Source organism: Collinsella tanakaei YIT 12063, assembly GCF_000225705.1.
In the GTDB taxonomy this organism is placed as follows: Bacteria; Actinomycetota; Coriobacteriia; order Coriobacteriales; family Coriobacteriaceae; genus Collinsella; species Collinsella tanakaei.
This window is the reverse complement of sequence record NZ_JH126474.1, coordinates 16,870-40,177: the sequence shown is the minus strand read 5'-3', so window position 1 is coordinate 40,177 and position 23,308 is coordinate 16,870. Positions and strand designations below refer to the sequence as shown.

Genomic DNA, 23,308 nt, shown 5'->3' with positions numbered 1-23,308 from the left:
CGTTGCGGCAGGCGAGGAGCCTGGCGAGCCACTCGGCGTCGCGCCGGTCGTTCTTGCGCCCGCGGTCGGCGGCCGGCCGGTGCATCTTGGAGACGGCGCCTACGGCGCAGTCGACGCCGAGCGCCCTCAGGGCGCGGCAGAGGTGGAAGCCGGTCGGGCCGCTCTCGTACACCGCCTTGGGCGACTCGAACCCCAGTGCCCACTCGGCGACCGACGCGGGGTCGTATCCGAACCTTGCGCGGGACACCTCGCCGGTCATGGGGTCGAAGGCGCATGCGGAGATGCTCCTCGCGTGGACGTCGAGACCGATGGCTGTGACATAATTGGACATGGCGGGCCCCTCTCCGTCGCATGTGGCGCGCGGCCACGGTTGGCGCTACGACCATTGTCGCCCGACCCACGATAGAGCTGCAAGGGGAGGGGCTCCCAATGTTCAACTCATATCGTCTCATGCCCCGCCCCTCGCATTTGAATCGATCTTATAACCCTGGTAGAGCATGCCGGCGCACCCTATACGCCCAGCACACTGACTGCGCATGAAAAACCCGGCACCTTGCGATACCGGGTTAAACAATCTCTGGAGCGGGCAACGGGACTCGAACCCGCGAGTGTCAGCTTGGGAAGCTGATGCCTTACCACTTGGCGATGCCCGCAAAATGAAAGCCATCTCTGGCCGTTTGATAAGTATATCCCGCACCACCTGAGGCGGCAAGACTTCATTTCCCGACCGCGGAGTTCCTTTATCTCCGGGTTGGAACATACAAAGCATACTTTTGAACTACCGGCGTGCGCTTTTGATGATAAACCGCACCCCTTGATAACGGATATAGAATCCAAGCACCGTGCTCGGCAGGCATCGACCTGCACGTTCGTTATACCTGTAAGAATCTTCGATACGCACGCCTACACATTTGGAACGTTCCATATCACCTTGGGGTGCAAAGACGCGTCTAGGCTCCTTTCTCATCCGCACACTATACGCGCGAGAAAGGACATGCCATGAACCACCACCCACCCAGCTGCAGACAATCGCTTCTCACCCTCATGTCTTCCTTTAATCCGCCCGCGGCGATTCTAGGCCTTGTCATCTTTGCCGCAGCCATTGTGGGTAGCCTTACACCCATTTTCCACCTTGTGGCTGCAGACACCGGTAAGGCAAAGATCATTGAAGTTGCCGAAAATGAATTTGAGGACGAGGGCTACGCCCCATCTATCGACTTCGACACCATAACAATCGAAAGCGGCTGGGTGGAAGAAACCGATGTTTCCAAGTACTACAGCACGTCTGGAGGCACGGAACCCAACCCTGACGGCTCCAGACCGGTTGTGGCACCACGCGGAAAAGGCTATGCCTTCTTTATCGATGAGAGCACACCGAAGGATTCTCGTCCAACCCTGCGCTATTCCGGCGGATCATACGGAAAAGACAACGTAGACGCGCTTGTTACGCTGGTAGATTGGGATTATCTAGAACCAACCTGCGGTTGGGACGAGCTTCCCGAGGTTAAGGATCAATGGTTTGAGGAATTCCGCACCGGCGTCTTTGTAAGCGACCTCTGGCGCTCTGGTGCAGACGATGAGACCGGTTATCAGAATTTCAACTTCTACACCGTGGGACTCGCCAACATTCGCGTCGATGTCTCCTGGGTCTACGCGGGAACCAATACGCCTATCGAACTCAAGGGGCATATGACCTGCATGGATCTGGACGTTAGTCAGTCGTTTGGATTTGGCGGATCCGTTACCCAGGCGCGCGTTGTCTCCAACAACGACCATCTGTCGATCACCGATGACCAAACGCGCGTTCAGAGCGAGAACACCGCGCTTGATGATCAATACAAGCGCAACCCAGAAGAATATCGCATGGGTCTAGTGGGTGCGTATTACGACACCACGGCGGAAGGAAAGCTCAAGACACCCACCGAGCTCTACTTTGGTGCCAGCTGGCGGGGCCTGGGAACAACCTGCGTCTCCTTCTTCGCCATGACCTCGGAGTTCCTCACACTGCCCAACCCAGAAGACGACATACCGGAGAATCCGCCCGCACCCGTGAAATCCGCCGACAAGACAAGCGGCGTCTCCCTTGGCGACCAAGTCATCTACACCATCGATTTCACCGCGCACGAGCAGGGCGTTAATTGTCGTGGCGGATACCGATATACCAATCTCGACATCATCGATGTCTTGCCGGATGAGATGCGCTATGTAGACGGTTCCGGCTACCTCACCGATGAAAGCGGCGCCCGCATAGAGAATGCCGGTCGCGTCATCTACGAAGGCGATAACGAGAACCCAGTGGAAAACACGGTTCGCTTCGAGCTCTATCCCGATTACCTGCAGACTATGAAGATGGAGGGCGAGCATTACTTCTTTATCTTCAAAGCGGAACTGACCGAATACCCAAAGAGCGGCAAGCGGCTGGACGGCCACCTCTTTGTTCGCAACTCCAGCTATGTGCTCATCAACCAAAGCGGCAAGCTTCCCTCGAACAACGTGGACACGCTGTTGGTGGAACCCGTGCTCTCCGTCGACAAAACCGCAGACAAGTATGAATACCAGGTGGACGATACCATCACATACACCGTTGTGTACAAGCAGACCGCCAAGAACGCCCAGGCGCGAGAAGCCATCATCTCTGACAACCTCCCTGAAGGCCTTGAACTTATAGCCGACACTGTCAAGGCAACCGGCTTGAAAGACCTGCCCGATCCAGATATCAACGAGAACAAATGGTCCTACTCGTTTGACAAGTTCAACTATGGCGACACCATCACCGTTACCTATCAGGCACGGGCGACAAGCCACGGCAACGGGCAGGAGATCGTCAACAACGCCTCGATCCACGCGAACAACGCTGCCGACCAAGATGATCCAGCCGAAGTATGGATCAACTCCGCCGCCCTCGACATAACAAAGGAAGTCGATAGATACGAAGGCTATGTTGGCTCGTCAGATATCGACCCGGGATTTTTCGAATACACCGTGACCCTTAAGAACGCCAAGCGCGGAACCATCGCGAACGATGTTGTGATAAGCGATGATTCGCTTCCTAAAGAGATGCCGGTAGGTAGAAATAACGACGGAGCGCTGCGCGTCGAGGTGAAGGTGGACGATGGCTCTGACAACACCATGACATGGGTTGGAGATAGGGCCGAAGGAAGCTTTGCCGACGTAGCATATCCCATAGGCGACGATGATACCGTCCACAACCAAACGGCGCCCCAACCCGTTACCTGGAACCTCGACCCATCGGGCACCGGATGGAAGCTGTCCTTTGACCATCTGAACGATACAACCACTGTGACGGTCACTTACCGTGCCTACCCGCAAGACGCCGCGTCTGGCTGGGAGGTTGAAAACAAAGCTATCGCCCAGGCGGATAACTCAAGCAAAGATGAGGATACCGCGCTGGTCTGGATCAACCAGCCCCACCTCGCTGTTGATAAGGAAGCTAACCTTGAGTCCTTCTCCGTTGGCGACCATATTGTCTACCACGTGACGGTAACCAATGAGACACCCGGTACCCTTGGTCGCGACCTGGTGATTTCAGACCTTGCCCACACCGAGGGCATCGAGTTGATTCGCGGATCGATACGCGTATACGACTCACGCAATGAGGACATCACCGATGAGTGCACCATTTCTAGCAAACACGGCCAGGAAACCTTTATTGTCCAGACGCATCGCAACATCATCAACAAGTCGGACTCCAGAAGTGTCTGGAAGGAGGGTGAGCTGCGTGAGGCAAAGGGGCGCAATCCCCTCGACGGTGATGGAGAGACCTCTATAACGGTCGAGTACCAAGTTGCAATATCGGACGCTGAGCTTGCAGGCAAGACAATCGACAACACCGCGCTCGCCGTCACCGATGAGCCCAACACGCAGACAACGGACGACGAAGTGGTGAACGTTGATGGTGCCAAGCTGATTGTTGAGAAGTCATCCGACAAGCCAACCTATCACGTTGGAGATGTGGCTGAATATACCCTGGTGATTCGCCAAACACGTGAAGCGGGAATCGCACGAAAGGTTGTGATACATGATGCTTTTGACCAGGTAGATCTTGCATCTATTGTTGAGGGCAGCATTGTGGTCACCGGCCCAGACGGCAACGCGGTTGATGTTGAGCCGGAGTTTATCGTCCAAAAAGATGAGCGAATCACCGGATTCGAAATACCCACCGGCATTGATCTGGAGGACGAGCAAGCAATCACGGTCTCTTACCAAGTCAACATGGAGGCTCCCGCCCAGATGCTCGACAACAAGGTGAGAGCCCAAGCGGAAGGATCATTGGAAGGCATAGACCAACACAGCGTAGAAATTCTTGAAGCAAAGCCTCAGGCCTCAATCTCCAAGACCGTACAAGATGAAAATCTCGCACTTAATGAAACCGCACGTTATACGGTAAAGGCAACGCTGAGCTCCGGCAAAGCTGATAACGCCGTCATCTCTGACACAAGCCTGCCAAAAACGACCCCTATCGATTTCGATAGCATCACGGTTACTAAGAACGGGACCCTGCTTGAGGACGAGGTCAAACATGCTGACAATGGATTCAGCATCGCATGCGGAAGCCTGGCGGCAGGGGATGAGATCGCGATATCCTACAACGCAACGCCATCCGACCCTTCGCTCAAGGGTGCCTCCGTTGTCAACGTGGCCACCTTGGACTTTGATGGTCTTGATGAGCCGTTAGTAGACGACGCCGTTATTCATATCGAAGACGATACGGACGATGAGCCGGGAGATCCGGACACCCCGGATAATCCGGATCCCGACGGCCCAGACAATCCTAATGGCCCGAACGATGTCGATGAGCCCAGTAATCCCGATCAGCCTGACAAGTCGGGAACCGATGATCCGGATAAAGACCCTGGTAAAGACCTTGGCAAAACCGGTGATTGGCTCATGAGCAATCTACCCACGGTAACGGTTCTTGGCGTTGCGATATGCATATGCCTCGCCGCCATCATCACCCACAAACGTCCCCGTCACTAATCAAAGGGTGCGCTTGGCAACCGCCGGGCGCACCCCGCTTGGATAAAGGGAACCTATGTATTCAGCAACCCATAGAGCGCTTCGATTCTTGATAGCAGCATGCACTGGCTGTGCCGTTATGGTATCGGGTTTTTTCGGATGGTACCTGCAACCGCTCATCTCAGCCGACATAGAATATGAACGCTTGAGAGCGTTCTGCAAACCGATGGACCCAAACGCAATCGATAATCGATCGAACCCACGCGAGAACGGGCACGATGCCGAGGACGCGGGCGCCCCTCCGCGTCCAAGCTCTGAGCTATTGGAGAACAGCAGGCACATTGATTGGGATGCACTCTCGACTATAAACAAAGACGTTATCGGCTGGATCTACGTCCCCAATACGCCAATCGACTACCCTATAGTGCAAGCACCCGTGAACGATTCGGAAAAGTACCTGCGAACCACCTTTGAAGGCTCCGTAGCCTACCCCAACAACCAGGGAACAATTTATCTGGACTCAGACAACGCTGACGATGGTCTCTCCTCTTCCACCCCCGTCATATACGGCCACTACCAGCTCAACGGCTCTATGCTCTCATCCTTCTCAAAGAATGATTCGGTCGACGAGCTTTCAAGACATGACCAGGTATTTCTCTATACTCCTACCACCATGTTTCACGTAGAACTATTTGCGGGAAATATCGTTGACGCATCGACGGAGAAGATTAAGACATCATTCACCAGTCGGCAGGCACTTGCTTCATGGATAAAGGAAAAGCTGGACGAATCGGAGGCCGTTCTATATCGGCCATCCTCAATCGACCAGCTCTTCACGTTTGTAACGTGCTCATATAGCAGATGGAAGGATCAGCGAACGTTAACGTACGGCATGGTTATAGAGTCAGCATCAGCAGAGGCCGTTGAATACTACTCTGCGGATGAACCGGCGTCGGTTGATTGAGCGTCAGCCGCCTGGTCCGCATCCAATGAATCGTCAACGTTTTGACTCTCGTCGCCAGCCATCTCATTGCGCTCCGCGGCATCCTCTGCATACGCCTCCTGCCGTTCCGCGCGAACGTCCTCTGGAGTGGACCATTTAACGCCAAGAACATAGGAAACACCAAAGCCCAGGGCAACGGCTGTGGCCGCCCCTATAAGATATGCAACCCAATGTTTACGGATAAAGGCGAACACGGTACCTCCTGCCTTCGAACTTCCTCTATGCTATCAGCTTTTGCTGACATGGTAGCAATTACTCGCAGTGGACACACAAGCCAAAATATAGATGCGCTCAATCAGAAAAGTGGGTAGACAGCTTTCAATACATGTTGAACGGGATGAGTGCTTGTCACCTCTCACTACCGAAAGGATCCGCCATGAATCAGCCCTCCTACGAGCTCTTCATCATGCCTACCTGCCCATTTTGCCTGAAGGTTCTTTCGTTCATGAAGTCCAAGGGGATCGAGCTGCCACTCAAAGACACCACGGCCGACCCCGTCGCCCGCCAGAGACTTCTTGATGTTGGAGGCAAGACCCAGGTCCCCTGTCTCTTTATCGATGGTAAGCCCTTGTATGAATCGAACGATATCATCGACTACCTCGACAACGCCTTTTAACAGATGATCTTGATAGCAAAGGACCCCACTTGCGAGCGGGGTCCTTTTTCTCGGCGCAAATGCGATGGAGCGCTGGTTAGGAACGCCTGATGACCTCGGTCACCACATCGGCAACCTTGTTGATGTTCTCATCGTTCACGTTGTAAGGCATGTCTTCCTCACTGTGAGAACAGGCGAAATGCGCGCCCTCGATACCGGCGATGGTCAAAGAGCGCAGGCTCATATTCATCGCCGCATGTGCGTCCGTATTCACATACGGCATATCGACGGCGCCGATTTCATGATGGAAATCGCTAGAAACCTGCTGAACGAGCTTCATGATGCGCTTATCACCCTTGAGAGCTCGGGAATCGCCTTCGGATGCAAGCATTGCAACCTGGCCGGCGCCGACGCTCTCGAGGTTAATCAGAAAAACGCCGCGCAGCTTATCGCGATGAGTCTCAAGGAACGCCTTGAGACCGGCGTTGCCGCACTCGGAGGCGCCGGTGGCAACAAACCAAATGTCATGGCCAAGCAGCTCATTATCACCCATGGAGGTGATAGCGTCGCGAAGCTCAAGCTCAGTTACGCCGTCGATGCCCGTCGCGCCGCCCTTCCAGCCGTTATCATCTCCGTCGAAGTTGTCCCAAGAGCCAATTTCACCGCCGCTGCGCTTAGCGTCGAAGTCATCATCGACCCCAAGCCACTCACTCATGCTTTCCTGCTGCTTCTTCTTGCGACCAAACAGGCCGCCCAGGCCGCGGCGCTGCTTCTTGGGCTGCGGGGCGGGGGCCTTAATAGTCTCAAAGACCTGCTGTTCTTGTACGGGAGCGGGAGCGGGCGTGGGCTGGGGCGCTGAGCTCACAACGGAGAAGCCCCTGCTGGCTGCAGACGTGGTGGAGGGGGAAGCCGACGCAAAGGGATCGGCGGGCTTCACCGAGGGGTCGGGCAAATCAAACAGCGGAGACCTGTTCTGCGACGCATTCTGTTGCTGGAACGCCTCGATGCCGGGAACCGCGGGGATACGGCGGGCGTTCGCGGGAACAGAGATATCCGGCACGTTGATTGAGCGCGGCGGAACATGAACCGCGGGCTGCGGCTGTGCGATCTGGGCCATAAGGGAATCCACCGTCTCCACGGGGCGACGAGGCATCGTGTGCTCGGTGGCAGGCGGCATGGGCATAGCTTGAGTCGCACCCGGCTTCATGACGTTTTGCGGCATCTGGAACAGCTGGGTGTCAGCCGTCACATCAACCATGGGCTGCTCGACAGGCTGAACCTCGCCCTGACCATCAACCGTAGAATCACTCGGCTCGACCGATTCGGCATCCCCATCGGACCCTACGCTCGACTCATCTGCAGAATCGCCTTCCTCGACAGCGTCGATGGAAACAGACTCAGCAACTTCCCCTTCGATATCCACGAGCTCGGACTCGGATACAACGCCCTCGCCATTGAAGGAGTTTTCGCCCTCCACTTCATCGCCATCGCAAACTTCAGCTTCCTCTGCAGGCTCCTCCTCAGAAGCGCCCTCGGTATCAGCGTCCTCATCATCGATGTCGAAATCACTTGCATCAGCGTCATCGACGGCGTCGATTACCTCATCGATATCAGAGGCTGCCTCGTCATCATCAACGATTTCGTCGTCCTGCGAGACCTCCTCAGATGCCTCTTCAACGGCGACGTCCTCAACACTTTCATCGATCTCGTCATACATGCCGTCGTCGATGATTTCGTATTCAGCTTCAAGAATATAGTCATCCGCATCATCGGCGTAATTAAGGTATGCGCTACGCATGGACTGGTCGGACTCATCTTCATACCCATCAAACGAGTCCTCGTCGTTCTGCTGCCCCGTCGCCTCATCCTCTGCGTAAGCGGAGGAGCCGCCAAACTCTGCCGGAACCGCCCACATGGACGTTTGGTCGACGCGCTGGGGTTCAAGGTCCTCCTCGATGGGCGCCTCTTCATAAGCAGCGGATTCAACCGTCTGAGACTCATAGCTCTCATCCGTAAGAGGCGTGTAGGCCTCATCGTCCTCATACTCAGAAACGGGATTATGGGAAGCGGGCATGCTATCGCCGTCCGCCGGCGTCGGCGCAACCTCATGGTAGCCGGCAACGGGCGCGGGCACATCTTCTACTTGACGCGCGGAGCTCTCGACCGGCTGAAGCACGGACTGAACCGCAGCCGGCACCGCGGGCTGGACAGCCGGCTGGACAACGGGCTGGGGCTCCGGCTTCACGGGAGGAACAGCGGAAGCTCCCGCCTCGTACTCGATTGCGCACGCGGACGAAACCATGCCAAGGGCGCGAAGAACCTCAACGCCATAGCGAATATTACCCGATGCGTTGATGGGGAGAGCGGGTCCCTCGGGCTCGGCAGATACTGCGGGCGCAGCGGTCTGCGCCTCGGGCGCAACCTCAAACGCAACGGCTTTGTCAGCGGAAGCGGCCTGCGCAGAGCCCTCCACTTGAACGTCGGTATTAAGCAGAGCCGCGGCAAACTGCTCGGAGGTCATAGCGACGGTGGAGCCCGGGTCAGCCACGGGCTGAGATACGGGCTGCACGGCAGCGGCGGCTTGGTTTGCGCGGCGGGCGGCCTCGACGCCCGCAGCTACCGTGGTCTCGGCATCAAGTGCGGACCACATGGCGGTGGCGGCGGCGTCGGAAGACTCATCGTCCTCATCATAAGCAGCGGCGGACGGGGTAGACGCATCAACGGCGCTTGCCTCATCCTGCTCCTCAACCTGCTCGTCCGCAGGGGCGGCCGCGCCATACTCATCCTCAAAGTCCGCATCCACGGCGTCTTGGTCAACCAGCTCCATAACGGGGGCGTAAGAGCGCTGCTCTTCCATGTACTGGTCAAACGGAACGTCGCCGGGGAACTCGTTGACGCCCTGGTACGGGGAGACCGCATCCATAACGCCAAGCATGGCGGCAACGGAAGACTTGTTGCAGACGGAACCGGACGTGTACGGAAGCACAAACTTGTTGGCTATGATCGCCACGGCGTTGGCAAGGGGAACCAGCGCGACAATGATGGCGAGGATCCAAAGCACGATCTTTGCCGGGGCGGGCACGGGCAGAAGGCGCACCACGGCCAAAATCGCGGGGGCAATCATGGCGAAGGGCAGCAGCTTCACCAGCATGGGCCGATAAGAAGCATAGGGCTCCTGCGACAAAAGGTCCGCGCGCGGGGAATCGTAGTGGGCGACCACCACAACCGGGCGGTTACGCGGAGACGCCAGGGGACCAGAGGCCTTGTGGTATGCGATAACGTTTTGACTCAAGCCGCCAGCTCCCATGTTGGAGAGCACGGGATGGCCGGAGCGTTCCATGACAAACAGCACCGCGCCGGCGAGCGCGATGATGACGCCCACAATGCCGACGGCGCCGCCGATGCCCATAAGGACCGCGCCCACAAAGACCATGATGCCCATAGCTGCTTGGGCAACCTTTTCGCTGGAAGAAGCGCTAAATTCCTGAATCTCGGGCTGAAAGCCATGGTCTCTGAAGATATCGGCAACGATGTCAGCGGCTGCACGCTCCTCCTCGCTGCATGCCGGCGTGATGCCGGTGTTCTGCAGCAGGTGGTTGAGATACTTTTGGGTATTCGCCATGAGGGCTCCACATCATCTTATAGTTACATGTAGGCACACCGCTCCCACGGTAAGCCTGTATATAGTCGAAAGTATACCCTTACTTATTGGTAGCTGCAGCAATTCGCAAGAACGCTTGATTCTGTAGAAAGGTTCTCCTATGACAAAAACGCCCACGCCCCCAGCCGGGCGCGAAGTGCAGCAATCCGCCCGCGAGAACGACCGGCAGGACGCCGTCCACCGCATTCTCAACCTGCTCTTTATCCTCAATGCGTCACGCATACCCCTTACCACCAGCCAGATTTTGGACGATGAGGAGCTTGGATACTCGGCCACAAAGCGCGAGTCCGCCATGAAGCAGTTCAAACGCGACCGGCAAAAACTTGAAAGCCTTGGCATTGTAGTCGCCGAGGTCAAAGAGCGGGGAGCGTCTGAACGCGAAGAAAGTTCTTGGGCGATCGACCAGGAACGCACGCACGCCGTGCCGCGCCTTATCACCGCGGACGATGCCGACCTGCTTGCAAAGGCGCTGACAGACCATCTCTTAAGCCCCGGCCTGCCCTACAGGCGCCCGCTCGAGCACATTGTCGCAAAACTCACCTCTGCGCGCGGACTCACGCCGCCGGACCTTCCGGGGCTGTTGGACGCCTCGCAGGACAACGTGCTCGAAGCAGTGTGGACCGCCTTTTCGCTGCGCCTTAAGCTCACCTTTGAATATGAAAACGCGCGCGGCGAGGCGACCAAGCGCACCGTATGCGTCTACGGGCTCTTCTCCGTTAAGGGCGTGTCGTACCTCGCGGGCTTGGACGAGAAGAGCTCGCAGGTGCGCACCTTTAGAATCGACCGCATCCAGCGCGTATGGAAACCAAAGGGCACTTACGCTATCCCCGCGGACTTCGATGTCACGGATTTCCTCTTCTTCACGTTTGACTTCGAGGGAGCCTCGTCCACACCCGCCGCGTTCAGCTTCCCCGCCTCTGTTCCCCGGGCAGAAATCGAAGCGGTCACCCATGGCAGGGGAACGCTCGCACCCCATGCCGACGGCGTGCGCTGGGACATCGACGTGCGCGACCTCGACGCTGCCGCAGGCTTTTGCCTGGAACACTCTCAGATGGGCATGACGCCCCTGGAGCCCCCGCTCCTTATCGACTGCTGGCGAAATCGTATCTCAAAGGCGGTGCAAGCCCATGCCTAGAAAACCAGCTCTACACGGCGATGCCCTTATTGGCACCTGCATCGAGTTGCTGCAGGTGCTGAGCGACTCGCCCACCCAAACCGCGCCGTTTGCACAGACGGCGACGTTGCTGCAGGTCAGCGAAGACCAGCTCACCTCTGCCGTGGACACCCTCTGCGGCCTGGCCCACCGTCAATCCGGTGCGCGCGTGGCCGTCTTCATCGAGGACGATACCATCTCTTTGCTGGGCGATGTTGCGACCTTCCACGCCATCCGCCTGTCGCTGCAAGAGGGCATGGTTCTCGCACATGTGCTCAACCTCCTCAACATCGACGCCAGCGTGCGCGAGCGCGTTGAGCGGGCCATGCTCTCCCTTGAAACCGTCGATGCGACGCCCCAGCCCGACACCATCGGCTCCGTCTCCATCTACGGGCGCTTCTACCAGCAGATCGAAATCGCTATCCAAGACTGCGTCCGCCTTATCCTCACCTATAGAAGCTCGAACGATACCGCACCGCGCCCCAGAACGGTCGACCCCCTCGCTATCAAGCAGGACCGCGATGCCGCTTACTTGATTGGCTGGGATGTGGAGAAGGACGCGCAACGTCTCTACCGCCTGGATCGCATCGATAACGTTGCCTACACCGATGACTCCGTAGAGATTCATCCTTGGGAGAACGCCAGCATCCAGCAGAGCCTTACCGCCGGTGCGCTCAAAGCGACCGTCTCATTCCCCAGCAAAGAAACCCTCGAACAGGCCGGCTGGGCAGGCATAGCGGATACAGACGGCGATGCCGATCAAAACGGCAGGGTACGGGCGACCGTTTACATCGCGGACGAGGAATGGTTGTTTGACCGCGTGCTTGGCTCCGGAGGTCAAATCATCATCGAATCGCCTTCAGACCTGCGCCAGCGCCTGGTAGAGTACGCGCATCGCTTGGCGTCGAGAATCTCTTAAAGCCATATTCTGACGAGCGACCGCAAGGGACAAGTAGCCCGGAAGTACCGCCCATGCAAAGAGGGGCCCGGACGGACCCCTCTTTTTGCTATCCATCTTGCCCGCTGTCCAGCTGTTCCCCGTCCGCACCCGCAAGCAACGCGAGCGAGAGACGCGACCTTACCCTAGACTTTCCGCGCGGTGCGCCTATTCGTGTGAGGCGCGCCACAGCTTGATGTAGCGACCAACCTGTTCCGCATCAATCCGCTGGAATTGGGATGGAAGCGAAGAGAGGAACTTCTTGCCGTACCCCTTGCTCAGCAAGCGCGAGTCCGCCAGAACCAAGACGCCGCGGTCGGTCGAGGTCCTAATCAACCGGCCGGCCGCCTGCTTAACCTCAAGCACGGCGTCCGGCAGCGAATACTTGGCCCACGCCCGCTCCTCGCGAACGTTGCGCTCGCAAGACAGCGGTTCCGTAGGGTTGGCGAACGGCAGCTTGGGGATCACCACGCAACGCAACGTATCGCCGGAAGCGTCAAAGCCCTCCCAAAATGCCTTGAGGGCGAAGAGGGACGATGACTCCTCGGAAAGGAATCGGTCGCGCAGGCGCTTCACACTTGTTCCGCGCAGCTGGCAGGCAAGCTCCAGCCCCTGGCGCGACAGGCGAGGCTCCACACGACCATAGAGATCCTCCATGTCTCGGCGATTGGTGAAAAGGGTGAGCGTTGAGCCACCCATCGCCATATGCACATCCACCAGCAAATTCTCCATCGCTGCAAGATACGCATCGCGATCTCTCGGATCCGGGATATCGCCCGCCACCACAACTGCCATGTTCTCCTGGAAGTTATAGCTCGACTCCAGCTGGACGCATGAGAAGCTCCCTTTGGGAAGGCGATCCAGACCAACGGAGTGATTGAAGTGGTCAAACGAGTTGGAGACCGTCACGGTTGCAGACGTAAACACCACGCTGTGCATCTCGGGCAGCCATTGCTCCGCCAGCGCCTCGCCAATGTCCATGCGCTCCGCTGTAAGGGCTTCTCCACCCGCACGGCGAGCCTTGTTGACCTGCAGGGAATAGACGTAATGCTCGTCCGCCCCCTCGAGAACAAGCGATAGCGTAGCCTTCATCTCTTTGATGCGTCGAGCTCCGTCAGCCACCTCTATGACCATCTCTGGATTCTCCGCCCCAACCGACTCCGCAAGCGAGGAAAGGTTCTTTCCCGCCTCGTCCAGCGCATCGATAGCGGTGCGCGCCGTCGGCTCAAAGTACTCCCAGCCACGGTGCGCCCTCAACTCGGGCCCTATCCAGATGTTGGCGTCCGCATAGCCATCCGCCTTGCCGTTTCGGGATAGCTCTCGCACGGCCTCGAAGAGCTCCGCCATTGCAAGCGACGCCCTTGAGGCGCTGCTCGCCGCCTTGGCACCCAGGCCCAGAAACAAGGTGGCGGCGTCGGAGGAGGCCAGAGCATGCGTCAGCCTTCCCAGTGCACCTGACTGAGCCCCGCCCAAGCGCTCGAACACCATGCGCGACTCATCTGCCGAAACGCTTAGTGCCCACTGGCGACGGGCCTCCTTCTCAACCGAATGGGCCTCGTCGATAATCCAATGGCGAATGGGCGGCAGAATCTTGCCATCAGCTGCAACGTTTCTAAACAGCAGTGAGTGATTCGTAACAACAATGTCCGCCTTTGCAGCACGCCGACGAGCGCAGCGCACAAAGCAACCCCTGTTAAAGAAGCGGCAATTCCCGCGGGCACATTCCCTTGATGAGGTGGTGAGATCCGCCCTGTTGACGCTCCTCCACCTAATGCCAAGCGAATCCAAGTCACCCGTGGGGGATTGGCAGGCAAATGCATACAGCACCGCTATGGCGGTCAGCGTATCCGCCGGATCTCGGTTTGTAGTGATCTCCCTGCCAGCAGCCAGGGACTCGAGTTTGAGCAGGCACGGGTAATGATCAAAGCCCTTAAGCGCGCAAAACGAGAGCCCGCCATCTAGCTCACGAGCAAGTTTTGGCAGCTCTTGATACATAAGCTGGTCGGTAAGGTTGTTCGATTTGGTCGCGATGCCAACTGTGATCTTGTTCCTTTTCGCCGCCTCTGCAGCTGGGACAAGATAGGCGATTGATTTTCCAACGCCCGTTCCCGCCTCGATAACCCGGTGCGTCGACGTTGCGAACGCATCGCGCACCTCAGACGCCATCACAATCTGCTCCGCGCGGGGCTCGTACGAGGAGTACATGTCGTTCACCAGGCCGCCGGGGGCGTACCTCAGCTCAATCTCATCGCGTCGAGGCATGGTAAGACCCGGAAGCTCGTCCGCATCGATGTGGTCCGGCTCAGCGTCCGCCTGCATAACCTGCGCCCTCGCCGCCTCTAGAGAGAACGTCTCGCCCTGCCGCTCGCCAGCAAGGAACGAGAAGATGGGTCGATACGGCCAGCGCACGTCAGGATGCATGTCAGCCAGCAGCCTCATCAGACCTCCGGGAAGATCCGTGAGAGCGCACAGCAAGATGCGCCAGACTCCGCAAAGAGCCTCGACATCATCTGACGCGCGGTGAGATACGGCCGAACACCCAAACAGCTCGGCCATGGTTGCCAGCTTATGCGAACTCAAACGGGGCAAAGCGATGCGCGAAAGCGCCAGCGAGTCAATCCAGATATCGCTCACCCTCACGCCGCCCTTGACCGATTCGATAAACGAGCGGTCAAACGTTGCGTTGTGGGCGATAACCGGGCATCCTTGGACAAACTCCTCAAGCGCGGCAACGGCCTCTTCCGCGCGCGGGGCATGCGCCACGTCAGCGTTGGTAATACTAGTGAGCTCGGTAATCTCCGGCGGGATTAGACCGTTGGGATGCACAAAGGTGTCAAAGCGATCCACCACTTCGCGGCCGCGCAGGCGCGCTGCGGAAATCTCTATGAGCTCGTTTTCCGCACACGATAGTCCGGTGGTCTCCGTATCAAGAACGATCACATCATCCTCAATAAGGCCAAAGGAGCGATTCTTGGCGCGCTCGGTAAGCGTCGCGTATTGCTCGATAACAAAACCGGGGGTGCCCGGAAGCACCGCCGCGGCCATGTTGTTGTAGGTGTTGGCGTTCAGATGTATCACTTCTCAGCGCGGTCGATGGCCATCTGGATAAAGGAGGCGCAGACTTCAGGGAACGTCAGATCGTCCGTATGGCGAATCTCGTCAGGGTAGAGCGACGTATCCGTCATGCCGGGGATGGTGTTGGTCTCAAGGATGACCGGGCCCTCCTCAGACACAATAAAGTCGCTTCGCGATACGCTCATGCAGCCCAGCGCACGGTGCGCGGCACACGCAAGCTCCTGGGCACGTGAGTAGTCCGCCTCAGAGATCTGAGCAGGAATACGGTGGATTTTATCGGGCGAGATATACTTCACGCGAAGGTCGAAGAAGTCTGCGTCCTCCTGCTTGAGGATCTCGACAATGGGCAGAGCGCGCAGGTTATCGCCGCCGTATACGCCCACGGTGATCTCGGTGCCCTCTATGCGCTTCTCTATAAGAACCTTGTCGCCAAAACCAAAGGCCACATCGATTGCCGCCTGCAGGTCTTGGGCCTTCTTCACATAGGTGATGCCATAGCTCGAGCCGTTAACAGCCGGCTTCACAAAGCAGTGGTCGCTCACTATCGACAGAATCTCGTCCAAATCATACGACTGGCCGCGGACCAGCGACACGCCGGGGGCAACGGGAATCCCCGCGCGCTCGTACATCACCTTGGAAAGGTCCTTATCTGCCGCAAGGGCGCTCGACGTCACGTCAGATCCGGTGTAGGGGATTCCGCAGAAGTCCAAAACGCTCTGGATCTTACCGTCTTCTCCGCCCTCGCCATGCAGCGCGATAAAGGCCACGTCAAACGAACCACCCGTCAGGTCGCTCAAAAACGTCTCAGAAGCGGGGTCGAGCATCTCAACCTCGCCAAAGCCGGCGGTGCGCAGCGCATCGACCACGTTTTTTCCGGACGAGAACGAGATCTCTCGCTCGCTCGAGCGTCCTCCAGCAAGCACTGCTACGCGCATCTTGGCACGATTGATCTCTACCATGAGATCACCCTCCACCCTTCTCGATAGATAGCATGCGTCCAATCTAGGCGTTTTCGCTGTTTTACACGATACGCAGGCGCATCTTTATTTCGCATCCCTTATTGTATAAGCATCTTTACCTATTACCCCCTTTGAAAGGCCGCTAATGGAACGTACAAAACCCCTGCGCGACATTCGATCCCTTTCCGAAGATGACCTGGTCGCCCTTACCAAGGAGCTTGGCCAGCCTGCTTTCCGCGCTAAGCAGCTTCGTGAATGGATCTTCGATAAGAACGTATGTTCGTTTGATGATATGACCAATCTACCTAAAGTCTTTAGGGAGAAGCTGGCTGAATCCTATGGCTTCAACATCCCCGTCGAACGCGCCAAGCAGGTTTCACGTGACGGCTCCCGCAAATACCTGCTCCAATTCAGTGACGGCGTCTCCGTTGAGACCGTTGGCATGCCCAGCAAGAACAAGCTCGCTGTCTGCATTTCTTCTCAAGCTGGCTGTGCTATGGGCTGTGCATTTTGCGCTACCGGCATGAACGGCCTCACCAGATCTCTCACCGATCAAGAAATGGTCGATCAGGTCCTTCACGTCTCCCGCGACTTTGGTGAACGAGTGACCAGCGTCGTCTTCATGGGCCAAGGCGAGCCCTTTGCAAACTTCGACAACGTTGTATCTGCACTTCGCAAGCTCAACGCCCCAGGCGGCCTTGAGATCGGTGCTCGCCATCTCACCGTTTCCACCTGCGGTGTCATCCCTGGTATTAAGCGTTTTGCCGAGTTACCCGAGCAGTTCACTCTGGCAATCTCCCTGCATTCCGCTGTGCAGTCCACCCGCAATAAGCTTATGCCGGGTGTAAAGAAGCACACGCTCCTGCGCCTCCACGAAGCTATTCAGGACTACGTCGAGAAGACCGGTCGCCGCCCCACGTACGAATACGCCATGATCGACGGCGTAAACGACAACAACCCCGAGATGCAGGCTCTCATAGACTTCTGTCAGGGCACGCTATGCCACGTCAACTTGATCCAGCTAAACGATGTCCCCGACAGCCCCCTCAAGCCGTCGCCCATGGAGAAGGTCGAGACCCTTCAGCGCCGTCTCACCATGCACGGCGTCGAGACGACCATTCGCAATTCTCGCGGCAATGACATCGACGCCGCCTGCGGTCAGCTTAAGCAACGTTTCGCAGTTAAAAAATCCTCCGACCAGTAGGGGACTCAACATAGAACTGCTCTAAGGACCTGGAGTTTCTCTCCGGGTCCTTTTTCGTAGCTCTACATCAAGCTCGTTGAAAGCAGTGTCACGTATGCGTGCTAAAAAGCGGGGACCCTCTTCAAGAGAATCCCCGCAAAACAATCTGTTAATTAGGTACCTAATTAAATCATATCCCATTGTCTCTCAACCCACTCTTGGTTGATTTTAGGATTATGAGTGAGTTTAGCGGTCTTCATCGCCACTTCTTCCGTCATTCCATCCATACGGCTACGAGAACCGGCGAGAAGGTCGCTTTTTATCTCGGTGATCCTCTCATGAATCTCATCCTTATTTAATGCAACCAGAATGGCAATGCCCGCAGATACCAATGCAGTTACTGAGAACACTGCTAATGCAAGCTTCTGATCCCTATTCATCGTCACCACCAGATACCATTGATGACAATATTCTCGTAAGTTCTTCCTCGTCCTTGAACTCAATCTCAATTTTATTCTTACCACGTGAAGACTTTACCTTGACGTTGGTATTCAATGCCTGACGCAGAACCCTTGCAGCCCTCTTATACGATTGCGGCATAACAGGACGAGGAGTCCTTGGCGTTTCTCCGACTGAAAACAGTGGAGCAAGGTTTTCAGTCGCTCGAACCGACAATCCTTCTGCGACCACCTTATCAGCCAACTTGACTCGCTGCTCTTCATAAGGGACGGCGAGAATTGCGCGTGCATGTCCGGCAGTAAGCCTTCCATCAAACAGATACTGCTGTACTGGCTCCGGCAAATCCAAAAGTCTCAGGGAGTTTGTGATGCTCGAGCGCGACTTTGAAACTGCCTTTGATAATGCCTCCTGGGTCATGCCGCTCGCTTTGATGAGCTGCCTATAACCCTTAGCTTCTTCAATCGGATTAAGATCGGACCTCTGAAGATTCTCGATCAAGGCAAGCTCGAGCATCTTCTGATCATCGACTTCCTTGACGATCACGGGAAGCTCTTCAAGGCCGGCTATCTTAGAGGCTTGATATCTACGTTCACCTGCGATGATTTCATAACCCTTACCCTTCTTCCTCACCAGAAGAGGTTGAAGGACACCGTTCTCACGAATTGAATCCGCAAGCTCATTCAGGAGCGTTTCATTGAAATGCGTTCTTGGCTGATTTGGATTAGGATTAATCTTATCAATGGGAACCTTGTTATCTTCCTTCTGCTCAACAAAGCCTGTCTCAGACTGGGCTTCACCCATAAGGGATCCAAGACCTCTTCCAAGTGCAGGTTTTTTCTTAGGGCTAGGCACGACGAATCACCTCTCTTGCAAGGTTCATATATGCACGAGCTCCCTTATTGCTAGGAGAGTATTTAATAATTGGGAGTCCATATGAAGGAGCTTCGGAAACCTTAACGGAACGTGGGATCAATGTCTTAAAAGCAAGATTTCCAAAGTAACGCCTTACTTCCTCAACAACCTGATTAGAAAGCGATGTACGCGAATCGTACATCGTAAGAAGAACACCAAAGGTATCAAGATCCTTGTTGATGCGGCCCTTAACCATTCTCATCGACTCAAGAAGCTTTGTAACGCCTTCAAGGGCATAGTACTCACATTGAATTGGAATGAGCACGCTATCAGCTGCGGCAAGTGCGTTAATGGTAAGCAATCCAAGAGAAGGCGGGCAATCGATAAAGATGAAGTCAAATTCATCCTTGATAGGGTCGATCATGTCTTTCAATCGAGTTTCACGCGCCATTGCAGAAACAAGCTCAATTTCAGCCCCAGCAAGCTGTATTGTTGCAGGGACAACGAACACTTTCTTGCAAGATGTTTCCTGGATAATCTCTTCTGCCGCCACATCATGCAAGATAGCGTCATATACGCACTGGGTAAGCTCCTCTTTATCAATTCCAAAGCCACTCGTAGAGTTTCCCTGCGGGTCAAAATCTACAATAAGAACCTTGCGGTTCTGCTCACCAAGCGCTGCAGCAAGATTTACTGCAGTGGTAGACTTTCCAACACCGCCCTTCTGGTTGATAATCGCGATTACGCGCGTATCTTTTTCACTTTTTAAACGGCTAATGTCGCGAAACCCCACGTTGTCCTCCTATTATTCATTACTGCATTTGGCCCCATGGAATATGTTTCACGTGAAACATGCTCAGGTTTAACTCCTATAGAATACAACGTTTCACGTGAAACATTCAATCAAAACTGACTGCTCTTTCGTGAAGTAGGTCCAGATTGGCAATTTCAGATAATCGACTACGTCGATATGAGCAAGCAGAATCCATTCAATAGTCAATTAACGAACAACGTTCATGAATTCAGTTATTGAGCAAGGCCATTCAGAGCATAAATAAGTGAAGTACAAAACGAAATCACACCACAACTGCTATCGACAATCTTTTGCGTAAGATTAACCGCACTATATTGAACGTCAACTAAATAATCTGCGCAAATTTCTTCAAGCTGAAATCGTACAAACTAACTTCTTACTACGATTCTATATAGCAATGTTGCCAAAAAAAGAACTATAAATATCGTATCCAACCGATTATAGCTAATGGATTGCAAAATAATTGACAAATACAGGCAACTCAATTTTATAAATGCGCAAGTAGCTTACAAATACAGTAATCATGAGTTGATAATATTGATCTTTAGATTCAATAGTAAAAATATAGCGAGTGATAAATTGTATGAAACTTCGCAATGCACATATAGAGTCCTAATCAAACTACAAATCATCTATATGCGATTTACCTTGAGACAAAATCGAATACGCCAAATCAAACAACTGTATAATAGCTATACCATTTTTAGTAAATCAATCATCAGCAAATTGGATTTTTCTTAAATCATTAAAGCGATACCCAAAATATCAATGTGACGTATAGCTGCTAATACAAATCACAGCGCATCTAGTCATCGTCCATACCTAAACTATGTTAATACATGGAATCAAAACACTCTGCGATAGATATTTATGCGAAAATTCTTTTTATCTGGCTAGCCAAGACGCTGCCATTCAACTCAGTGAAGTGATTGGTCTCTTCTTATGATCTAACAATTGAGATGAGACAGAGATATCGCGCTGCAAACTGAATAGATTAGATAACAAGCTTCAATTTAATACATAGTGCTATTAATGATAATAAGTTTTTCAATACCGGAGTAAACAATCCAATAAAACATGATTTAAGCCGCTAACAGGAATCTCAGTAATTCGTTCTTTAATTACTATGAATATGGTAAGTATCAATTCACTTACATAGATACAATCATGATCAATTCCATACAGATATATAACCTCGATGCATCGATTCAAACAGCAATCAATGAAGGATCGTCCAGATTATAGTTAATTTGCCGATTTATAAGAGCGTAGAGCATCGAAGTTTAAGAGGAAACAAATCTAAGCGGGCGATCAAAGACACATCCTTTGACTGATAATAAATAAGCCGGCAAGATGCCGGCTATTGGAAGCGTTTCACGTGAAACATTATGCAAGCGGGGCCTTTCGAGCTAGGCCGTTCTGTCTAGGAAGTTTAACCTTAGATTTAGAAACCACTTTAAAAGAGAAAATAACTCGGTGACCAAGATCATGAAGAAGATCAAACTCCTGGCGGTCAACGAGCTTGAAGCCACATATGGAACAAGCTTTCAAGCCAGACGAGACTTCAGATTCATCTGGAAGACCCTTGCTGACGAGAAGAGTGCCACCCATTTTTAAGAATGGTCGAGCATACTCAATCAGAACCGGAAGAGAAGCGAGTGCTCTAGCAGTAACAACATCAAACTGACCGGCTTTATCTTTCGCATAGGTCTCAAGCCTATCAGATACACAAGTAATATCTGAAACAAGAAGAGCGTCAGCGATTACAGAGACTACATTCATCTTCTTGGACACTGAATCCAGTAGAGTAGCCGAAACGTTAGAGCAAGCATGAAGAGGAAGGCCAGGGTATCCAGGGCCCGAACCCATATCAAGAAGCGTATCTGATCCTTCAGGTATAAAAGGTAGGAACAGCAAAGAATCGAGAATATGAAGGACAAGAGCATCGTCAAGATTTGTAATGCGAGTGAGATTGATATAGTGATTAACCTGTTCAACATACAGAAGATGAAGAACACAAAGGCGCAGGTGATCCTCATCAATATCAATACAAAAAGAAGGAAGGTAAGAAGAAAGCTTGAACACAAGCTGATCTACAAACTCGGAACTGGGGTCGATGGTTTCCAGTTCAATAGAACGTGCACCAGAAGAATCGGACATTGAAATCCTTTCAGAGACTTAATGACTGAAATCAGTGTAACAAGAATTTGAGTCAAAAAAGGGGACGCACAAAGTGCATCCCCTTAAGAGGCTATAAACAACCAGTTAAAGCGCATTGATAACAACACGACGCTCGGGATCGACACCCTCAGAGTGAGTCTCAACAGCATCGTTCTCCCTCAAAGCAATATGAACAAGGCGGCGCTCATAAGCATTCATAGGAGGAAGAGGAACGGAGCCATGCTGACGAACAGCACGAGATGCAGCAGAGTGAGCCATAGAAACAACCTTGTCATGGCGGCGACTCTTGTAGCCTTCCACGTCAACAACAACTGGATACCTGAAACCAAGCTTACGGCTAACCAGGAGAGAAACGAGAACCTGCAAGGATTCGAGAGTACGTCCATGACGTCCAATTAGGACAGCAAGATCAGGAGCAGTAACATCAAGAATAAGCTCGCCGTCATCACCATCGTACTCATCAATAGGAGAGGATTCGGCATCGTAATGAGTAAGGATAGAGCGGAGGACAGATACGGCAACGTCCGCAATAGTATCGAGCTCCTCGTCCGTAAGCTGCTCACCAGCCTTATAACGCTGAGCGATCTCCGGATACTCACCGGAAGTAACGGAAGAATCCTCGGCAAGAACCTCAGTAATTTCCTCAGACATCATAAACTCCCTTATTAGTAAGGTACCTTATTAGCTCTTCTTGTGCGGGCGGGGCTTGCGCTCACGGCGAACAACGTCTACTTGAATGGGAGCATTCGCCATGCGCTCCTCTTCTTCGGCCTTCGCCTTCTCAATAACCTTCTGAGTGACGAAAAGCTGCTGGACAACCTGCCAGAGCGTGGAAACGTCGTAGTACAGAAGAACACCGGCGGGCAGGCCCCAGCCAACAAACAGCATCATGAGGGTCATGACGACGGACATCATCCTCATGCTCTGCGCCTGAGCGCCGGTCTGGTTGCGAGACTGCATAAGCTGAGGAATCAGGGTCAGAACAGAGAACAGAATAAGCGCGATGAGATACGGGAGGCCCGCGGTGAAGCCCTCTGCAAGGCTTGTCGCAGGAGACGCCGTAAGGTCAGGCAGGATGTTGAAGAACGAGAAGACGCCTTCATGATCCGGGAAGTACTTGGGCAGGTCGCGAAGAAGCGTGTAGAGCGCAAGAAGGATGGGCATCTGGATCAGCAGGGGCAAGCAACCGCCAAAGGGATTGAACTTGTTCTCGCTGTAGAACTTCTGAAGCTCTTCAGCCTGACGCTGGGGGTCGTCCGCGTACTTCTCCTGGATCTCCATCATCTTGGGCTGGAGAACCTGCATGCGCGCAGTTGCTTTAGTCGACTTAAGCAGCAGCGGCGTAAGGATAATACGGACGATCAGCACCAAGATGATGATCGAAAGGCCCCAGTCAACAGCAAACTGCTGAATGAACTGCAGGACCACAAATAGAATGTTGACGATCCAATCCCACATG

The 23,308-nt window shown here is 54.2% G+C and carries 17 protein-coding genes and 1 tRNA gene; 6 read left to right on the top strand and 12 right to left on the bottom strand.

Annotated features, from left to right (window positions below; translation table 11 throughout):
- Together HMPREF9452_RS12050 and HMPREF9452_RS10055 are read right to left on the bottom strand one after the other, a co-directional pair.
- The coding region (locus HMPREF9452_RS12050; protein ID WP_009141853.1) for an IS110 family transposase at positions 1–331 on the bottom strand (331 nt) is incomplete at its 3' end.
- 247 nt (positions 332–578) lie between these two features.
- A tRNA-Gly gene (locus HMPREF9452_RS10055) sits at positions 579–653 on the bottom strand.
- 346 nt (positions 654–999) lie between these two features.
- Here HMPREF9452_RS10055 and HMPREF9452_RS10050 point away from each other — a divergent pair.
- The gene (locus HMPREF9452_RS10050; protein WP_009142026.1) at positions 1,000–4,998 is read left to right on the top strand and encodes an isopeptide-forming domain-containing fimbrial protein; all 3,999 of its coding nucleotides are present in this window, start codon (positions 1,000–1,002) and stop codon (positions 4,996–4,998) included.
- A gap of 55 nt (positions 4,999–5,053) precedes the next feature.
- A complete protein-coding gene (locus HMPREF9452_RS12285) occupies positions 5,054–5,941 on the top strand; it encodes a class B sortase (RefSeq protein WP_009142025.1) in 888 nt (295 codons plus the stop codon).
- Here the strand turns inward: HMPREF9452_RS12285 and HMPREF9452_RS10040 are convergent.
- Positions 5,908–6,174, bottom strand: a complete 267-nt coding sequence (locus HMPREF9452_RS10040) for a hypothetical protein (protein ID WP_009142024.1) — start codon at positions 6,172–6,174, stop codon at positions 5,908–5,910. The genes HMPREF9452_RS12285 and HMPREF9452_RS10040 overlap by 34 nt on opposite strands.
- A gap of 182 nt (positions 6,175–6,356) precedes the next feature.
- On the opposite strand from HMPREF9452_RS10040, the gene HMPREF9452_RS10035 reads away from it, so the two are divergent.
- Positions 6,357–6,596, top strand: coding sequence for a glutaredoxin family protein (locus tag HMPREF9452_RS10035; protein WP_009142023.1), 240 nt, complete (start codon positions 6,357–6,359; stop codon positions 6,594–6,596).
- A gap of 76 nt (positions 6,597–6,672) precedes the next feature.
- Here the strand turns inward: HMPREF9452_RS10035 and HMPREF9452_RS10030 are convergent, their stop codons facing one another.
- Positions 6,673–10,197, bottom strand: coding sequence for a M28 family peptidase (locus HMPREF9452_RS10030; protein WP_009142022.1), 3,525 nt, complete (start codon positions 10,195–10,197; stop codon positions 6,673–6,675).
- 139 nt (positions 10,198–10,336) lie between these two features.
- On the opposite strand from HMPREF9452_RS10030, the gene HMPREF9452_RS10025 reads away from it, so the two are divergent.
- Together HMPREF9452_RS10025 and HMPREF9452_RS10020 are read left to right on the top strand one after the other, a co-directional pair.
- Entirely contained in the window at positions 10,337–11,371 is a 1,035-nt protein-coding gene (locus HMPREF9452_RS10025) for a helix-turn-helix transcriptional regulator (protein ID WP_009142021.1), read from the top strand.
- Positions 11,364–12,308, top strand: a complete 945-nt coding sequence (locus HMPREF9452_RS10020) for a helix-turn-helix transcriptional regulator (RefSeq protein ID WP_009142020.1) — start codon at positions 11,364–11,366, stop codon at positions 12,306–12,308. Before HMPREF9452_RS10025 ends, HMPREF9452_RS10020 begins: the two co-directional genes overlap by 8 nt.
- A 186-nt stretch (positions 12,309–12,494) precedes the next feature.
- On the opposite strand, the gene HMPREF9452_RS10015 is transcribed toward HMPREF9452_RS10020, so the two are convergent.
- Positions 12,495–15,371, bottom strand: a complete 2,877-nt coding sequence (locus HMPREF9452_RS10015) for a helicase C-terminal domain-containing protein (RefSeq protein ID WP_040363029.1) — start codon at positions 15,369–15,371, stop codon at positions 12,495–12,497.
- A gap of 29 nt (positions 15,372–15,400) precedes the next feature.
- Positions 15,401–16,360, bottom strand: a complete 960-nt coding sequence (locus HMPREF9452_RS10010) for a D-alanine--D-alanine ligase family protein (protein ID WP_009142018.1) — start codon at positions 16,358–16,360, stop codon at positions 15,401–15,403.
- Positions 16,361–16,505: 145 nt separating this feature from the next.
- Between HMPREF9452_RS10010 and rlmN the strand changes: the two genes are divergently transcribed.
- Positions 16,506–17,564 (top strand): 23S rRNA (adenine(2503)-C(2))-methyltransferase RlmN, encoded by a 1,059-nt coding sequence (gene rlmN / locus HMPREF9452_RS10005; RefSeq protein ID WP_009142017.1) that lies wholly within the window; start codon positions 16,506–16,508, stop codon positions 17,562–17,564.
- Between the two features lie 164 nt (positions 17,565–17,728).
- Here rlmN and HMPREF9452_RS10000 read toward each other — a convergent pair whose 3' ends face one another.
- The 6 genes from HMPREF9452_RS10000 to HMPREF9452_RS09970 all read right to left on the bottom strand — a co-directional run bounded on the left by HMPREF9452_RS10000 (position 17,729) and on the right by HMPREF9452_RS09970 (position 23,307).
- Complete coding sequence (locus tag HMPREF9452_RS10000) at positions 17,729–17,983, bottom strand: hypothetical protein (protein ID WP_009142016.1); 255 nt, start codon at positions 17,981–17,983, stop codon at positions 17,729–17,731.
- Positions 17,976–18,803 carry a ParB/RepB/Spo0J family partition protein gene (locus HMPREF9452_RS09995; protein WP_009142015.1) on the bottom strand — a complete coding sequence of 276 codons (828 nt, stop codon included), beginning with the start codon at positions 18,801–18,803 and terminating at the stop codon, positions 17,976–17,978. The genes HMPREF9452_RS10000 and HMPREF9452_RS09995 overlap by 8 nt, the downstream gene beginning before the upstream one ends.
- Before the next feature lie 43 nt (positions 18,804–18,846).
- Complete coding sequence (locus tag HMPREF9452_RS09990) at positions 18,847–19,647, bottom strand: ParA family protein (protein WP_009142014.1); 801 nt, start codon at positions 19,645–19,647, stop codon at positions 18,847–18,849.
- Between the two features lie 1,407 nt (positions 19,648–21,054).
- Entirely contained in the window at positions 21,055–21,828 is a 774-nt protein-coding gene (gene rsmG / locus HMPREF9452_RS11675) for a 16S rRNA (guanine(527)-N(7))-methyltransferase RsmG (RefSeq protein WP_009142013.1), read from the bottom strand.
- A gap of 105 nt (positions 21,829–21,933) precedes the next feature.
- The gene (locus tag HMPREF9452_RS09975; protein ID WP_009142012.1) at positions 21,934–22,500 is read right to left on the bottom strand and encodes a Jag family protein; all 567 of its coding nucleotides are present in this window, start codon (positions 22,498–22,500) and stop codon (positions 21,934–21,936) included.
- Between the two features lie 30 nt (positions 22,501–22,530).
- Positions 22,531–23,307, bottom strand: coding sequence for a YidC/Oxa1 family membrane protein insertase (locus HMPREF9452_RS09970; RefSeq protein ID WP_009142011.1), 777 nt, complete (start codon positions 23,305–23,307; stop codon positions 22,531–22,533).
- Position 23,308: the final 1 nt, after the last annotated feature.

What these genes read in the sequence shown, in the direction of transcription:
- HMPREF9452_RS10050 (WP_009142026.1), top strand. Translation starts at nt 1,000, where the DNA reads ATGAACCACCACCCACCCAGCTGCAGACAATCGCTTCTCACCCTCATG.
- HMPREF9452_RS12285 (WP_009142025.1), top strand. Translation starts at nt 5,054, where the DNA reads ATGTATTCAGCAACCCATAGAGCGCTTCGATTCTTGATAGCAGCATGC.
- HMPREF9452_RS10035 (WP_009142023.1), top strand. Translation starts at nt 6,357, where the DNA reads ATGAATCAGCCCTCCTACGAGCTCTTCATCATGCCTACCTGCCCATTT.
- HMPREF9452_RS10030 (WP_009142022.1), bottom strand. Translation starts at nt 10,197, where the DNA reads ATGGCGAATACCCAAAAGTATCTCAACCACCTGCTGCAGAACACCGGC.
- HMPREF9452_RS10025 (WP_009142021.1), top strand. Translation starts at nt 10,337, where the DNA reads ATGACAAAAACGCCCACGCCCCCAGCCGGGCGCGAAGTGCAGCAATCC.
- HMPREF9452_RS10020 (WP_009142020.1), top strand. Translation starts at nt 11,364, where the DNA reads ATGCCTAGAAAACCAGCTCTACACGGCGATGCCCTTATTGGCACCTGC.
- HMPREF9452_RS10015 (WP_040363029.1), bottom strand. Translation starts at nt 15,371, where the DNA reads ATGGCCGCGGCGGTGCTTCCGGGCACCCCCGGTTTTGTTATCGAGCAA.
- HMPREF9452_RS10010 (WP_009142018.1), bottom strand. Translation starts at nt 16,360, where the DNA reads ATGGTAGAGATCAATCGTGCCAAGATGCGCGTAGCAGTGCTTGCTGGA.
- rlmN (WP_009142017.1), top strand. Translation starts at nt 16,506, where the DNA reads ATGGAACGTACAAAACCCCTGCGCGACATTCGATCCCTTTCCGAAGAT.
- HMPREF9452_RS10000 (WP_009142016.1), bottom strand. Translation starts at nt 17,983, where the DNA reads ATGAATAGGGATCAGAAGCTTGCATTAGCAGTGTTCTCAGTAACTGCA.
- HMPREF9452_RS09995 (WP_009142015.1), bottom strand. Translation starts at nt 18,803, where the DNA reads ATGGGTGAAGCCCAGTCTGAGACAGGCTTTGTTGAGCAGAAGGAAGAT.
- rsmG (WP_009142013.1), bottom strand. Translation starts at nt 21,828, where the DNA reads ATGTCCGATTCTTCTGGTGCACGTTCTATTGAACTGGAAACCATCGAC.
- HMPREF9452_RS09975 (WP_009142012.1), bottom strand. Translation starts at nt 22,500, where the DNA reads ATGTCTGAGGAAATTACTGAGGTTCTTGCCGAGGATTCTTCCGTTACT.
- HMPREF9452_RS09970 (WP_009142011.1), bottom strand. Translation starts at nt 23,307, where the DNA reads ATGTGGGATTGGATCGTCAACATTCTATTTGTGGTCCTGCAGTTCATT.